We start from the raw sequence: 15,476 nt of genomic DNA, 5'->3' as shown, positions 1-15,476 counted from the left end.
ATTAAGAATTAAAAATGAAGAATCTCATTTTTAATTCTTAATTGTTAACTTCTAATTCTACTGCAATTGTTTGATTCTGCTGAGCGCGTCTTGATACGCACTCGTTCTTCCGCCTTGCTTGTAAAGTTCCGCTGCTTTCTGAAAGTCGGCAATTGCTTTGGGTTGGTCTTTGTTGTCCAGGTAAGCTAAAGCTCGGTTGTAATAAGCGTCGGCAAAACCGGGATTGGCTGCGATCGCCAGCGTGTATGCTTGAATAGCATTGGAACCGCGTGTGGGTTCGATTTGCGCCAAGCCGGCGGTGATGAAAGTGCGGGCATTACCGATATTAAAATACAATTCAGGGGTATATTTGGGCTTGAAAGCGAGCGCTCTGTTGAAATCGGCGATCGCCTCCCAAGCATCTCCTTGATCTAACAGGGAAAGTCCTCGAAAATAATAGGCTTGAGCGTCTTGCGGATTAGCGGTGGATACCGGGCCGCTCGTTGGGGGAGTATTGTCTACTTTCAACTCGGATTGGTTTATTCCCGCCGCCACTAGCTTCGCGATAAATGTATTGATTGGAACTGCTGCGTTAAATCCGGTTTTAATCGGGGCGACTTCACCGGAACTGGTTTGAGCAAAACCGAATTCCCCTTGTCCGTGTAAACCGATGACTCGGCCTTCGGAGTCGAAAACTGGGCCGCCACTCATGCCGCTCCAAGTTACGGCCTGATACCGCAAAGTATAACCTTCCGGGCGGTTGCCGGGGCGGCTGGTAACGAGTCCGGGAGAGAGTTCGGGTTCTCGTTCAGCGCCGAAAAGTCCGCCGGTAGCGGGATAGCCGTAAACGAAGATTTGGGTGCCAATGACTGCTTGATCAGAATCTGCGATCGTGGCGACTGGATATTCTTCGGGGCTTTCAAATTTGACTACGGCTAAATCCGGGTCAGTTTCGGCGGTTTGCAAACGGGTGACGGAGGTTGCTTGATAGTTTTTGCCGATCGACGTGCGAACGGTGTATTTCACGTCTGCTTTTTCTACGACGTGATTGACTGTTAAAACTGTGTAAGTTTTGCCGTTTTTGGCAATAATTACGCCAGAACCGTCTCCTAGCGAACTGTTAATTTGTACAGTCAGCGGCCCGGCAATGCTGGCGACTTCTTGGGGAGTTTTGGCGATCGCGGGCTGGCTGATGACTATGGTTAAGGCTGCGGTAGTTCCTGCTAGCAGGGTGGTTAAGGTGTCGTAACGAGAAAAATTTATATTCATGGCTATTGCTAATTAGTAGTTGGGTAGCGGGATTTGCGGGAGAAAGGGCGATCGGCGGTTTGTGTTTTTTTCTGTTTAGTTTTATTACTGATTTGACGCAAAGGATCTCGGCTTTGTTCTTTAGTGATAATTTTACTCGCTTTTTTGTTCCGCGATTCGCTATTTCAATGTATGGTGCGCCCTGCGTACCTTAATTAATCTCCATGCAGGCTGCCCAGCTTACTTATTAAAACTCAACAATACATGACTCGAACTCCGTGCTTAATTCTTCCTTAGTCATCGTTCCCGGTGCTACTCGCATGACTAAATCATATGCTCGATCGTCCGTCAAATTCAGAGCGCAACCATTCAAACGCAAAAAGGTATCAGTCACTGCAAAAGCAGATCGCTTGTTACCATCAATAAACGGATGATTCATCGCTATGTGATAAAGATAAGCAGCAGCTTGTTCGGCAATTGTCGGATGCAACAATTGACCGCCAAAAGTTGCTTGCGGTTGAGCCAAAGCCGACTCTAACAAGCCTTCATCTCTGACGCCGGGAGTGCCGCTAAAGCTAGAAATTTGGTCGTCATGAAGTTCTAGCACTTCCTCTAAACATAGAAATTTAGGAGTTGGCAAGGCGACGGTAAACCTCCTCTCGTTCTTTTTTAGATGCTAGGTAAGCGTTCCAAACATCACTTTTTTCTGATTTTACAGGCTGTTTTGCCTTCAGGGCTAGTACAAACTCAAGCACTTCTTTCAACATAGGTTCTGGTACTTGGTCTAGTTCTTGAAGAAGTTGGTCTTTTGCGGTCATATTTCCTCCTAGCTATTTTACAAAAATTTTATCCTAATTCATAAAAGTTTTGCAACCGAGAGATTGTAAGCGACCATCTGTAGGGACACGGCACTGCCGTGTCCTTACACGGAATTTTTTTAAATTGGTATTATAACCCTTTTATAACCTACAGATTAGATAATTAACGGCTGTTCGATCGCACTTACGAACTTTGATATTCGGCAACCCATTGGACGATCGCCTCAGTCAATCCGTCTAACGTGTATTCTTTGGCTTCCACATCTAACTTACCCAATAAATTCTGACAGCTTTTAGAAGTTTCTGGCCCGATGGATGCGATACAAACGCTGTCCAACCAATCTTTAGACAGGGACAATTCTGGGCTTTTTTCTATGAGATTGCAGAAGTTATGCACAGTTTTGGAACTTGCAAATGTTATAATATTTACGGCTTGATTTTGGAGTGCGGATAGGGCGAGCGGATCAATATTTTCCGGACAGCAAGATTGGTAAGCTGGCACTTCTATTACTTGGGATCCTTTGGCGGTGAATTCTTTAACTAAAACTTCTCTGCCGCCGCTTTCTACTCTGGGAAATAGGATTTTGCAGTTTTGCAAGCTGCCGGGGAAGTTCTCGACTAGGGAATCGGCGACAAAGTTGGGGGGAATAAAGTCTGGTTGTAGAGAGTGCGATCGCAAACTTTCTGCTGTTTTTTTCCCGACAACCGCGATTTTAATACCAAACAAGCTGCGGGCGTCTTTGCCTTTTGCTTGTAATCGTTGAAAAAAGCAGTCTACAGCGTTGTGGGAAGTGAGAATTAACCAGTGAAAGCTTGACAATTGTGCGATCGCACTGTCTAATGGTTCCCAAGTGGACGGCGGCCCAATTACCAAGGCGGGCATTTCGATAACGCGAGCTCCTTGTTGCTGGAGTCGATCGCTAAATTCAGCCGACTGAGAAACCGATCGTGTGACTAAAATGGTTGTTCCTGCTAGTGGCAATTTGCTGTTATTAGTGGTTACTGGTGTATCGATCATATTTGTGCTTTCTGGCTGGATTAGATATTCGCGCAATCTGACTACTTCCCCAATTACGATCGCGCAAGGCGATAGAGATTGACCTGCTGTTTGCTGTACAATGTTGGACAGAGTGCCGAGCCAAATTTGCTGTTCGGGGCGGCCACAATCTCGGATAATGGCGATCGGAGTTTCGGACGATCGTCCGTGCTTTTGCAATTGCCAGATGATCTCGCTTAAATTTCGCCCTCCCATCAATATTACCAAAGTTTCTATCTGCACTAAAGCTTCCCATTCAAGAGCATCCGGTTCGTGGGCGCTCATCACTGCAAAACAGCGACTCATTACCGGATCAGTCAGAGGAATTCCTGCTAATAAAGGTGCGGCTAAGGCTGATGAAATTCCGGGTATTACTTCAAAGTCGCAACCCGCTGTGATTAATGCTTGAATTTCGGAACTAGAACGACCAAAAATAAACGGATCGCCGCTTTTTAGCCTCACGACTTGTTTGCCTAACTTGCAATGTTCTACCAGCAAACGGTTGATTTCTTGCTGCTGAGTGGAAGGTTTGCCACCACGTTTACCGACTTCGATTTTCCGACAAGTTGCTGGAATTAATTCTAGTTGCGGGATGTCGATGAGAGCATCGTAGATTAAGACTTCGGCTTGGGATAGCAGTTTGTGCGATCGCACTGTCATCAAGTTACAATCTCCTGGCCCTGCACCGACTAGATAAACTTTCCCTTTGTGGTTTTTCATAAGTCCTCCTCGATCGTCTCGATAGTATACTTTTATGAATATTGGGGTGCTTCGGTGCACCCTACCCTACCCTATAATTTAATCAGATTTTTCAAGCAGCCTGTAGGGGCGGGTTCACCCCTTGCCCTCAACGGTGCAAACAGGTTAAATAAACCCGCCTCCACCCGCTATTTATGCAGATTATCATCATCACAGCCGCCAATGCAAATTACTTTGAATTGGTGCGAGGTACTATTTTATCGGTGCGGGAAAAACCCGAGGGCGAAAATGTGGCGATCGGCTTTTTCGATCTCGGCTGTACTCTCGAACAGTTGCAGTGGCTAAAAACACAAGTTAATATCATTAAAAAGCCCGATTGGGAATTTGACTTTCCTGGCCGAAATGAAGCTCCCGAACATTTAAAAGGACTATTAGTTAGACCTTGTTTACGAAAATACTTTCCCAATTTTGATATATACCTTTGGATAGATGCGGATGCTTGGGTTCAAGACTGGAGAGCAATTAATTTGTTGGTTCAAGGAGCATCGCGCCGAGGGCTGGCAATTGTTCCCGAAGTTCACAGGGCGAGCTTGCAGCAGTACGGGCAACTTCCTCAGTTTTGGCAGTGGGTTTATCAACAATACGAAGCTAACTTTGGTGAAGAAATTGCTAATAAATTCTACAGTTATCCGATCTTAAATGCCGGAGTTTTTGCCCTCCGAAAAGATGCTTTGCACTGGGACATATGGGCTGAAAAACTCCATCAAGGATTGCAGAGATCAGGCTGTGTCATGACAGACCAATTTGCCCTCAACCTGGCTGTTTACAGTGGCGAATTGTTCAATCTGACTGAACTGCTCCCAGCTTGGTGCAATTGGATATTCAACGGTTTTCCGGTTTGGGACAAGCAGCGAGGCTGTTTTGTGGAGCCGTACTTGCCGCAGGAGGCGATCGGCATTTTGCATTTAGCTGGACGCCAGCAGTTTGACCGAGTACAATTGATGGCAACTGACGGCGACCTACTGGAAATTAGCGTCCGTTATCAACCTAAAAAACAGGAAGCAATACAAATAATTCAAGAACCGAAAATGACTTACCAACAACCTGAAATTAGCAAAAATAATTTATTACATCCAGGGGATTATGTCTCGCCAGGGTTCCAAATAATTATACCTGACTCCTATTTCCCCCATATGATTATTGCCGACCAAAATACGAGTAACTGGCCTTATTTGCGCCGGGAAGTTCCGCATAATTGGTATGCAGACAAGCGCTATCCATTCATCGGGTTTTTGAATCGCGACGAAGCCCACATCCTTTACAATACAGCCCTGCAATTCAAAGGTAAAAAAGCATTAGAAATAGGTTGCTGGCTGGGTTGGTCTGCCTGTCACTTAGTCCTCGCAGGAGTTGAGTTAGATGTCGTCGATCCGCTGTTAGAAAGAGAAGATATCAGACAAAGTGTAATCGATTCAATTCAAGGTGCTCTAAATGCGTCGGGCGTTCAAACATCAGTCGAGCTAATACCCGGCTATAGCCCCCAAAGAGTAGAAGAATTTTCCGCTCAATTCAACCGCAAATGGTCGTTAATTTTTATTGACGGAGAACACGGAGGTGATGGGCCGTTAAATGATGCCATTGCGTGTGAAAAATTGGCGGAGGAAGATGCAATAATTTTATTTCACGATTTAACCGCTCCAGATGTTGGTAAAGGTTTAGATTACTTGAAGCAAAGGGGGTGGCAAACGGTAGTATATCAAACAATGCAAATTATGGGGGCTGCTTGGCGGGGCAATGTCGAGCCAGTAAAACATCAACCAGACCCCAATATTTCCTGGCAGTTGCCCGGACATTTGCACGGTTACAATATTAGCAGTTTAGAGACAATTTCTCAAACAGCCAGCCCAATTAATCAAAACCAAAAGTCATCTTATACAAGAGATTTTTACCAATTAATCGGAGAAGGAACTCGCAGTTCTGCTAGAGAAATTATTCCCCTGCTGTTAGACTTGCTGCAACCCATCTTACCTAAAAGTGTGGTAGATGTGGGCTGCGGTACGGGAAGTTGGTTAGCTGCGTTCCACAAGTTGGGAATTGCTGAGTGTTTGGGAATAGATGGTGATTATGTCGATCGCACTATTTTACAAATTCCTTTAAATCAGTTCCAATCCGCCGATTTAAAGCAACCGCTGCAAATAAACAAAAAATTTGACTTAGCAATTTCTCTGGAAGTTGCCGAACATTTGCCGGCTACCTGTGCCGAAAACTTTGTTAATTCTCTCACTCAACTAGCACCAGTGATTCTGTTTTCGGCTGCAATACCATTTCAAGGAGGCGTCGAACACGTTAACGAACAGTGGCCACAATATTGGGTTTATTACTTTCAGAAAAAGGGTTATGTAGTTATTGACTGTTTGAGAAAAAAAATATGGAACAATAACAAAGTAGAGCCTTGGTACGCTCAGAATATCTTGATTTTTGTTAACCAAGAATACTTGTCGGGATATCCTAGGTTAGTAAATGAATATCAAAATACCGATCTGAATCAATTAGCCATCGTCCATCCCAAGATTTATTTTTACAGCTTGCAAACTGCGAGAAATTCGGCACATAATTTACAATCAGAAAGTGTCAAACAAGTTACAGCATCGCCACAATTCGCAGATCGACCTTTGGTCTCTGTGATTATTCCCTGCTACAATCAATCTCATTTTTTGGTGGAAGCAGTAACTAGCGTGATTAACCAAACTTACAAAAATTGGGAAATTATCATTGTCAATGACGGCAGCTTAGATACTACTAGCATAGTTGCCCAAAATTTAATACGAGCAAATTCCCAATATCAAATTAGACTTGTAGAACGAACAAATCAAGGGCTTTCAAGTGCTAGAAATGCGGGCATAGCAGCAGCCAATGGTGAATACATTATGCCTTTAGATGCCGATGATATCCTAGCTAAAAACGCCTTGACTGACCTTTTAGAAATATGTTTAAAATCAAATGTACCTTGCGTAGCATTTGGTTCTTATCAAATGTTTGGCACTGAAAATCGCACCGTACCCAGTTACGAGTTGTATTCTCCCGAAAATATCAAGCAATCTAACATGATTCACCCGTCTTCACTCTATCACAAATCTATTTTGGATTTGGTCAGCGGCTACAAAGTTGAGATGAAGGAAGGTTACGAAGATTGGGAGTTTTGGGTTAACTGCCACAAACACAACATTCCCTTTTTGGGAACGAGAGAAGTAGTTGTCAACTATAGGCGTTATCAGGGTTCTATGTTGGCAAAAGCTCAGCAATATCATCATAAGTTGGTAGCACAAATTGTTTGTTACAACCGGGAAATTTACGATATGGAAAGCGTGAATAGTGCTGAAAAGCTATTGGAACAAATCGCAAGTTAATCTGGATTCTTTATTCTTTAGTTCGCCTGGGCGAAGTTAGCGCGCCAACGCTTAGGCTAACTAAACTTTGTGTAGTAGCTAATTCTATTCACCGGAAAAAGATGATTTTTAAAGCGAATTTGATATAACATCAATAAAGCGCTTAACTTGTTTTTCCCAAGTCCAATCGAGCATAAAGTTAGCCGCAGCAAAACCCCGATTTTTTGATTCTTCGCGATTAGTATAAATTTGTTCCAAAGCCTCGACAACTTCTGCAACCTCACACTCTCCCCAACCTTCAACACCGCAAAAAGGAGCAGTCGGTTTAACTCGTCCTTGGCTCCATAAAGGATAGCAAATGTGGCTGTAAATTAAGTCTAAATGACCAGTATTTGCTGATAAAATAGTCGGAATCCCGCAGGCCATACTTTCCATTGCGACTAAATTAGTGCCGCCTTCACAGCGGTTAGTGAAAACAGCGCAGTCTGCTTCTCGCATAATTTGTCCGGTGAGGTGATTGGGAATTAAGCCGATGTCGATAAAAGAGTCAACTGGCAAACCGTTAGCCACTAACCATTGGGAAATTCCTAAACTTCCGTCGCGGTTGATATTGGGAAGTCCGGCAACGTTTCCGGTTTGTTCGATTCCTAGCATATACTGAGGCCAGAAGTTGTGCCATGTTGTTAGTAACAAAGCCTCTGGATGTTGGGCGCGAAATAGTTTGAAAGCTGCAATTACAATATCTTGACCTTTGCGATATTCCAGTTTGCCGCCGGAGAAAATGACGAAGCGATCGCCAAATAGATTAGATTTGGGTGCAGGATGGAAAATTGTTGGGTCAATTCCTTGATGTACCATCGCCACATTAGTCAAGCCGTAGCTTCTCAAAACATCCGCATTCCAGTTGGAACCTGCGACAATCGCGCTATATTTTTTGGCTGTTTCTAGTGCTTCTGCTGTGATTCGCGTGTCTTCAAAAAATATGACTCCTATTTGACAAGCGCTGGTAATTTGATTGTCAACTCCAGAGGATGCTAAATTATTCCCCAAAGCGTAAAGTACGGGAAAATTACAACTGATTTGTTTGTCGGAATTTGCTGCTACTAATTCCTGAAAACTTTTTTGCTTTTCAATTACAGGTAATAACAGGGATTTATGCAGCGGATTCATCGCTTCTGAGGTGATGGATGGCGGTGCTAAAAGTGCAACTTGCCAGGCTGGATTTTGCAGCAGTTGTAGAGTTAAATTCACGCCGTAAATTCCCCAACCGCTGGTGATGCTGATCGGCCAAGTGATGCCGATTCCTGTAATTTGTGGGGGAGTTTCTGGGGGTTGGATTTGAGGCGGAGCATAAGAATCTGCCTTAGCAGGCTGAGCCTGGGTATGAGTAGAGATTAAGTGTTCTAAGGCTGCTTTTATACGATCGCAAACTCCATCCCAATCACCAGCTTTTTGCTGCCTAAACAACCGCGCAGTCGGATACCAAGGGCTATCTTCGCGTTCCAGCATCCAGCGCCAATCGGGAACAAAAGACAGCAAAATCCAGACTGGTTTGCCCAAAGCACCGGCCAAATGCGCGACAGAAGTATCTACGGAAATTACTAAATCGAGTTGCGAAATAATTGCTGCCGTGTCGGCAAAATCGACGCAATGTTCGCTCAAATCTTCAATTTTGTGTTGCTTTAATAAAGTGCGTGAAGCGCAGCTATCCTGTAGGGAATCGCCCCCTGACAAATCTTTCTGAAGACTGTAAAAACTCACTCCCGGAACATCTACAAATTTCACAAAATCGCTCAATTTACACGATCGCCGATGATTGTTGCGGTGCAGCGGGCCGCCCGCCCACACAATACCTACTTTTAGTTTATTGTTCGGCGGTAGGGAAAATTTAAAATCCTGTGGCGGGGCTAAATAAGGAATATTCGCCGGTATATTTTCCAAAGTCGTTCCCAGAATTCGCGGCAAACTTAGCAGCGGGGCTTGCACTTGAAAATCTATCAAATCGCTCGGCCTGACTCCTACTCGCTCAACTCCTGCAATTCCTTCAAACAAACGCTTCAGCAAGACATGACAAGCAACAATAACTTTGCCACCTTTTTGCTTAACTAAAGGAGCGTAGCGGATAAACTGTATCGTATCGCCAAAACCTTGTTCGGGGTGCAATAAAATTGTCTTTCCCTGCAAATCCGAGCCGTCCCAAAGTGGTTGCTCAAAAGATCGCCGATCCAATTGTTGAGTTTGCCAACGGGATTCGTACTCTGCAAAACCAGCATCAAAATTCCCAGTTAAAAGCAAAGCTAATGCTAGTCTCAAGCGCCAATTTGGTGAGTTGGGACGTAGTTGAATTGCTTTATTGTAGAAGTCGATCGCTTCTGCGACTTGTCCCTGTTCTTCGAGGGCAGAACCCAAATATAAGTTAGTTTCAGCATGGTTAGAATTGATTTTTAGCGATTTTTGGTAATGAGCAATAGCCTCGGCTATTTGCCCGTTTTCCTGTTTGAGATAACCTAAATAACTGTGGGCTTCGGCGTGGCTGGGTGAGGCGGCAATTACTTGTTCGTAACGAGCGACTGCCTCTGCTTTTTTACCTTGTTTTTCTAAGGCATTTGCTATGTGAAATTGTACCTGTGCGGGCGATAAAGAAAATCGAGGCGAGGCTTCAGTATCTTCCTTACCAGCCACAGCTTGGGAACGAGTAGAAGTTAGGTATTTTAACGCTGTTTTTATGCGATCGAATACTTCCTCCCAATCACCCGGTGTTTGCTGCCGAAACAGTCGCGCCGTCGGATACCAAGGGCTATCTTCGCGTTGCAACATCCACCGCCAATCCGGCATAAAACACAGCAAAATCCATACGGGCTTACCCAAAGCACCAGCTAAGTGCGCGACAGCAGTATCCACGCAAATTACTAAATCTAGTTGCGATATCACCGCCGCAGTATCGGCAAAATCGTTCAAATTGTCGCTCAAATCTATCACGGGAATTTGAGTTAACAAACTACAATTGTCAACCGATATTTCTTTCTGAAGACTGTACAAACTTACACCGGAAATATCTAACAATGTCAGGAAATAGTTTAAATCGCTCGATCTCTGAAAATCCTTCAAATGTTCTGAACTTCCCGCCCAGGCAATCCCAACTTTGAAATTGCCATCAAAGTTTAGGGAAAATTGCCAATTCGGCGGCGCAGCTAAATAAGGAACATTAGCCGGTATATTTTCTAAATTTGTTCCCAGAATATACGGCAAACTCATCAGTGGTGCTTGCACTTGGAAGTCGGGTAATTCCTCCATCCGAACCACCACTTGTTCAATCCCAGGAATTTGCTTAAATAAACGCTTCAGTTCTTGATAGCAAGAAATGATTACTTTGCCGCCTTTTTGCTGCACAATTGCCGCGTATCGCACAAATTGAATCGCATCGCCCAAACCTTGTTCGGATCGAAGTAAAATAGTTTGCCCGTTCAAATCTGAACCATCCCAAACTGGTTGGTCAAAATTAAAGCGTGGTAATTTTTTTGCCTGTTCGGTTTGCCAGCGCCACTCGTATTCAGCTAAACCGCGGGGCAAGTCCCCACTCAACAGCAAGACTAAGCTTAAATTGAAGTGAGCTTTAACACAATTTGAATCAATTTCGAGGGCTTTAGTGTAACACCAAATGGCTCTATTTACGTCTCCTGATTGTTCTACAGCACTGCCTAAATTAGTGAGAGCTTCTAGATAATTATGGTTCAAAGATATTGCTCGTTCCAAGCTAGAAATTGCCTGTTCGATTTTGCCCGCACCCAAGCATAACGTTCCCAGGTGATAGTGGCTTATAGGATTGTTTGGTTCTGCGGCAATTGCACGCTGGTAAAGGCTTTCGGCATCGGGTAGCTCAGATTTTGCTTGCATCGCCACACCCAAATTTACCAGCGCGGGCACGTAATTAGAATTGACGGAAAGTGCTTGATGAAAACACGCGATCGCACTCGGCAACTCGCCCTGCTGCTGGAGTATCGCGCCAAGATTGTTGAGAGCTTTGACGTAAACCGGATTCAGGGCGATCGCCTTTTGAAAGCAAGATATAGCAGCCATTATATTGCCTTGCTCTTGCAGCAAAATACCCAAGTTATTCTGCGCTTGAGCGCAGTTAGGGGCGATTTCGATCGCGCGGTGATAATAGGTGGCAGCTTCGGCTAAATTGCCTATTTGGTGCAGAGTCACTGCCAAATTAGTGGTGACCTCTATCGAATTTGGCTGCAAAAGTAAAGCATTTTTAAAATAAGCGATTGCCTCGGAAAATCTTCCTTGCAACTTGAGAATATTGCCCTGAGTGAACTGTTTTTGAGATAGTTCAATATTGGTATCAGTTTCTATTGGTTTTCGAGATTTTTGATGCCCACAAATTCTTTCTCTCAGCGCCAAAGCAGCTTCTTCTAAAACTCCTTCCCAATCTCCCGCTGTTGACTGGCGAAACAGCCGCGCCGTCGGATACCAAGGACTATCATCGCGTTGCAACATCCACCGCCAATCCGGAATAAAACAGAGCAAAATCCACACGGGTTTGCCCAAAGCACCAGCCAAGTGTGCCACACAAGTATCTACAGAAATCACTAAATCCAGAGCGGAGATTGCTGCAGCAGTATCCGCCAAGTCGTGCAAATAAAAGCTTAAATCCGTTACGGGCATTGGCTCTAAGAAAGCGCGATCGTCTGCTGTCATTTCCTGTTGCAAACTGTAAAAATCTGCTCCGGGAATATCTAACAGTTTTGTCAACAATGTTAGAGGTAACGATCGCACCTTATTTTGGGAATTTTTAGGATTTCCAGACCACACAATCCCTACTTTTAAATTAGGAGTTGGACTGAGAGTGAATTCCCCATGGGGCGGCGGAGCTAAATAAGGAACTTTGGCAGGTATAGTTTCTAAAGTTGTTCCTAGAAGGTGAGGCAAACTCATTAGCTGCGCGCGCACTTGAAAATCTGGCGCATCCTCTGGATTTACTATTAGCGCATCGATTCCTGAAAGTTGTGCAAACAAGCGCTGCAAGTCCGGCAAACACCAAACAATTACCCTACCACCTTTTTGTTTGACTAAATCTGCATAGCGGATAAACTGAATTGCATCGCCTAAACCCTGTTCCGGGCAAAGTAAAATAGTTTTTCCATCTAAATCTTTACCATCCCAAAGTGGCTGAATAAAGTTGTGTCGCCGGAACTGTTTTTCTTTAACTAGGAGTCGCCATTCGTACTCGGAAAAACCGCGCTGAAAGTCTCCCGACAACAGTAAAGCTAAACCTAAATTTAGGTGAGCTTCGGGGTTAGCGACATTGAATTTTACTGCTTGGCTGTAGCAGGTGACAGCATCTGCAAGTTGACCGCGATCGTGCAAAGCACTTGCCAAACTGGTGAGGGGATGGATATAACCGGGTTTGAGTTCGATCGCCCGACGGTAACAATCGATCGCCTCTGCCATTTTTCCCGCTTCCTCAAAAGCTTTGCCGAGATTGTTCAAAGCTTCTGGAAAGTCGGGTTTCAGGCTCAAAGCTTGCTGATAGCAGGCGATCGCATCTTCAATTTTGCCCTGTTTGTGCAGAACAATTCCCAGATTGCAGTAAGCCTGTGCACTGGCTGGCAATTCCTGAATCGCTTGCTGGCAAATAGCTAGATCCTCATCCAACTTATCTGGGCTCGACAGCGAAGTCGCGAAAGCGAGTTCGGTTTCTGCCAAATTTGGTTGCAGCGCCAAAGCTCGATCGTGGTAGGCGATCGCATCTGGAATTTTGCCTTGTCGGATCGAGGCGTATGCTAAACGGTTCAGGGCGTCCACATAATTTGGCTCGATCGCGATCGCCCGTTCGTAATTCGCGATCGCTTTCCCTTCCTCCCCTTGTGTCTCCAAAGCAATTCCCAAATTTAAATAAGCCACCGCGCAATTAGGATTGATTTGAATTGCTTGCTCGTAGCAGCTTATAGCCTCCGCCACATCCCCTTGCTCTTCTCGCAACAGACCCAAATTGATCAGCGCTTCCGCGCAATTCGGGTTCAAAGAAAGCGCCCGCTCATATTGTGCAATCGCCTCTTCAGTCTCCCCTGCTTCCGCGAGCGCGCTGCCCAAATTGCTCGCAGTTTCCCCCAAATTCCCGTCGATGAAGAGGGCTTGTCGGTAGTGGGCGATCGCCTCTGTTAGCCTGCCAGCTTGCTGTTTAAGCACGCCTAAATTGCTGTGCGCGGCTGCGTAATTAGGATCGCTTGCGATCGCTCGCTCATAACATTCGATCGCACCGCCAAAATCGGCTTGCTGCTGCAAATCCACGCCCAACCGAAACTCTTCATCCGCCACATCCGCCGGCACAAATGCTGCAGCAACCGCGCCTAGAGCTTCCGCAACCCGCTCAAAAACGTCCTCCCAGCCGCCCCGTTGATGCTGCCGGAACAGCCGCGCCGTCCGATACCAAGGACTATCATCGCGTTGCAACATCCACCGCCAATCCGGCGAAAACGCCAGCAAAATCCACACCGGTTTGCCCAAAGCCCCCGCCAAATGGGCGACAGCGGTATCAACACTAATCACTAAATCCAGTTTGGCGATCGCAGCAGCAGTATCGGCCAAATCGCCAAAATGCGGGCTCAAATCTACGATCGACGTTTGATTCAACAGCGCGCGCTCGGCCTCGGAAACCTCTTTCTGCAAGCTGTAAAAACTTACCCCCGAAACGTCCAAAAGCGGCAGAAACTGACTCAAACTGCAAGAACGCTGCTGGTTTTTGCGGTGTTTTGGATTCCCCGCCCAGACAATGCCAACTTTCAAAGTGCGATCGGGCAGAAGCGTAAATTCAGCACCCGCAGGCGGAGATAAATAAGCAGTATTTGCTGGTATTGTTTCCAGCTTTGTACCGATAATATAGGGCAAACTCAACATCGGCGCTTGCACGTCAAATTCCGGCAGTGGCTCGCCTTTAACTATTAGCAAATCAATGCCGTCAACCGTTGCAAACAAACGGTGCAATTGCGGGTAACAGCCAACAATTACCCTAGCGCCTTTATTTTTGACGATCGCAGCGTAGCGAATAAACTGAAGCGAATCGCCTAAACCTTGTTCGGCGTGCAGCAAAATAGTCTTTCCCACCAAATCAGAACCGTCCCATAGCGGCCGATATTCTCTCGCCGAAACAGTATTATCCGCTCCCGCCAAAAAACAGGAATGACCAGTGTGAAATTCTTTAATTTGCCAGCGCCACTCGTATTCTGCCAGACCATTTTCCAAATCTCCCACCAACAACAAAGCCAAGGATAAATTCAGGTGAGCGCTAGCGTGATTTGGACTTAAATGAATCGCTCGTCTGTAGCAGGCTATCGCATCTTCTACCGCGCCTTTTTCCAGAAATGTCCTGCCTAAATTGTTGATAGCTTCCACAAAATCCGGCAGCAATTCTAGAGCTTTGTGATAATACTCCAGCGCATCTTCTAAATTGCCCTGTTCTTGCAACACTGTTGCCAGATTGTTGTAAGCTTCCCAGCTATGCGGATGAATTTCCAGCGCTCGCCGGTACAGCTCGATCGCCCTTACAAGTTCGCCTTTTTCTTGCAGCGCCACCGCTAAATTAATTAGGGCGGGTACGAAATCGGGTTGAGCTACAAGAGCTTGTTCGTAATGTGCGATCGCCTCGGACACTTGACCTTGTTCCTCAAAAATTTTTGCCAAGTTGTAAGCTGTTTGAGGAATGTTTGGATCGATGGCTAAAGCTTCTTGGTAATGCGGGATAGCAGCCTCTAATTCGCCCTTTTCTTGCTTGAGAAAACCAAAATTAATCCGCGCTTGAACGCAATTTGGCTCAATAGATATAATCTGCTCGTAAAGGGCGATCGCCTCTTCCCGATCACCTGTTTCCATTAAATGTTCTGCTTGTCGCAATAAATCCTCTAAAACAACAGGGTTATCCCCACCTGTTGCGATCGCCCCCGATGTCTCACTCCCCAATAATGGGTGGACTGCGGAGTCCTTACCTAATGCTTCGCTCGCAGCAACAATTTTGTGTTTGCTCTCATCTACCAAGCTTGCACCTGTCTTTTTGAGAGCCACAGAATCGAGGCCGGGCGTATTATTAGCAGTCATGGCTAGTGAAACGAAGTCAAGCGATTTTTTGGCTGAATCTTCTGAATAACTAACAGTATTGGCGAGCGTAAAAGAGTTCAAAGCTGCCTGTACTTCGTCAAACAATTCTTGCCAACTTTCCGGCTGACTTTGGCGAAAAAGCCTCGCAGTTGGATACCAAGGATTGTCTTCACGATCCAGCAGCCAACGCCAGTCAGGAGCAAAAGAAAGCAG

General features: G+C 45.4%; 6 protein-coding genes. 1 reads left to right on the top strand and 5 read right to left on the bottom strand.

Annotation, left to right across the window (positions count from 1 at the left end; translation table 11 throughout):
• Positions 1-57 precede the first annotated feature (57 nt).
• The 4 genes from QUA38_RS03960 to cobA all read right to left on the bottom strand — a co-directional run bounded on the left by QUA38_RS03960 (position 58) and on the right by cobA (position 3,801).
• Positions 58-1,248: a tetratricopeptide repeat-containing serine protease family protein gene (locus QUA38_RS03960; protein ID WP_333159401.1), complete on the bottom strand. Its 1,191-nt coding sequence runs from the start codon at positions 1,246-1,248 to the stop codon at positions 58-60.
• Between the two features lie 226 nt (positions 1,249-1,474).
• Complete coding sequence (locus QUA38_RS03955) at positions 1,475-1,867, bottom strand: type II toxin-antitoxin system death-on-curing family toxin (RefSeq protein ID WP_333159399.1); 393 nt, start codon at positions 1,865-1,867, stop codon at positions 1,475-1,477.
• Entirely contained in the window at positions 1,854-2,045 is a 192-nt protein-coding gene (locus tag QUA38_RS03950) for a DUF2281 domain-containing protein (RefSeq protein WP_333152845.1), read from the bottom strand. Before QUA38_RS03950 ends, QUA38_RS03955 begins: the two co-directional genes overlap by 14 nt.
• A gap of 184 nt (positions 2,046-2,229) precedes the next feature.
• The gene (gene cobA / locus QUA38_RS03945; protein ID WP_333159397.1) at positions 2,230-3,801 is read right to left on the bottom strand and encodes a uroporphyrinogen-III C-methyltransferase; all 1,572 of its coding nucleotides are present in this window, start codon (positions 3,799-3,801) and stop codon (positions 2,230-2,232) included.
• Between the two features lie 173 nt (positions 3,802-3,974).
• Between cobA and QUA38_RS03940 the strand changes: the two genes are divergently transcribed.
• Positions 3,975-7,187, top strand: a complete 3,213-nt coding sequence (locus QUA38_RS03940; protein WP_333159395.1) for a glycosyltransferase — start codon at positions 3,975-3,977, stop codon at positions 7,185-7,187.
• Between the two features lie 108 nt (positions 7,188-7,295).
• Here the strand turns inward: QUA38_RS03940 and QUA38_RS03935 are convergent, their stop codons facing one another.
• A complete protein-coding gene (locus tag QUA38_RS03935) occupies positions 7,296-15,368 on the bottom strand; it encodes a tetratricopeptide repeat protein (protein WP_333159393.1) in 8,073 nt (2,690 codons plus the stop codon).
• Between the last annotated feature and the right edge of the window lie 108 nt (positions 15,369-15,476).

Source organism: Microcoleus sp. Pol12B4 (genome assembly GCF_036701385.1).
Lineage (GTDB): Bacteria > Cyanobacteriota > Cyanobacteriia > Cyanobacteriales > Microcoleaceae > Microcoleus.
The sequence above is the reverse complement of the archived record's forward strand: the minus strand, read 5'-3'. Positions and strand labels throughout refer to the sequence as shown.

Excerpts from the sequence above, each read along its gene's own strand:
- QUA38_RS03960 (WP_333159401.1), bottom strand. The coding sequence starts at position 1,248 with ATGAATATAAATTTTTCTCGTTACGACACCTTAACCACCCTGCTAGCA.
- QUA38_RS03950 (WP_333152845.1), bottom strand. The coding sequence starts at position 2,045 with ATGACCGCAAAAGACCAACTTCTTCAAGAACTAGACCAAGTACCAGAA.
- cobA (WP_333159397.1), bottom strand. The coding sequence starts at position 3,801 with ATGAAAAACCACAAAGGGAAAGTTTATCTAGTCGGTGCAGGGCCAGGA.
- QUA38_RS03940 (WP_333159395.1), top strand. The coding sequence starts at position 3,975 with ATGCAGATTATCATCATCACAGCCGCCAATGCAAATTACTTTGAATTG.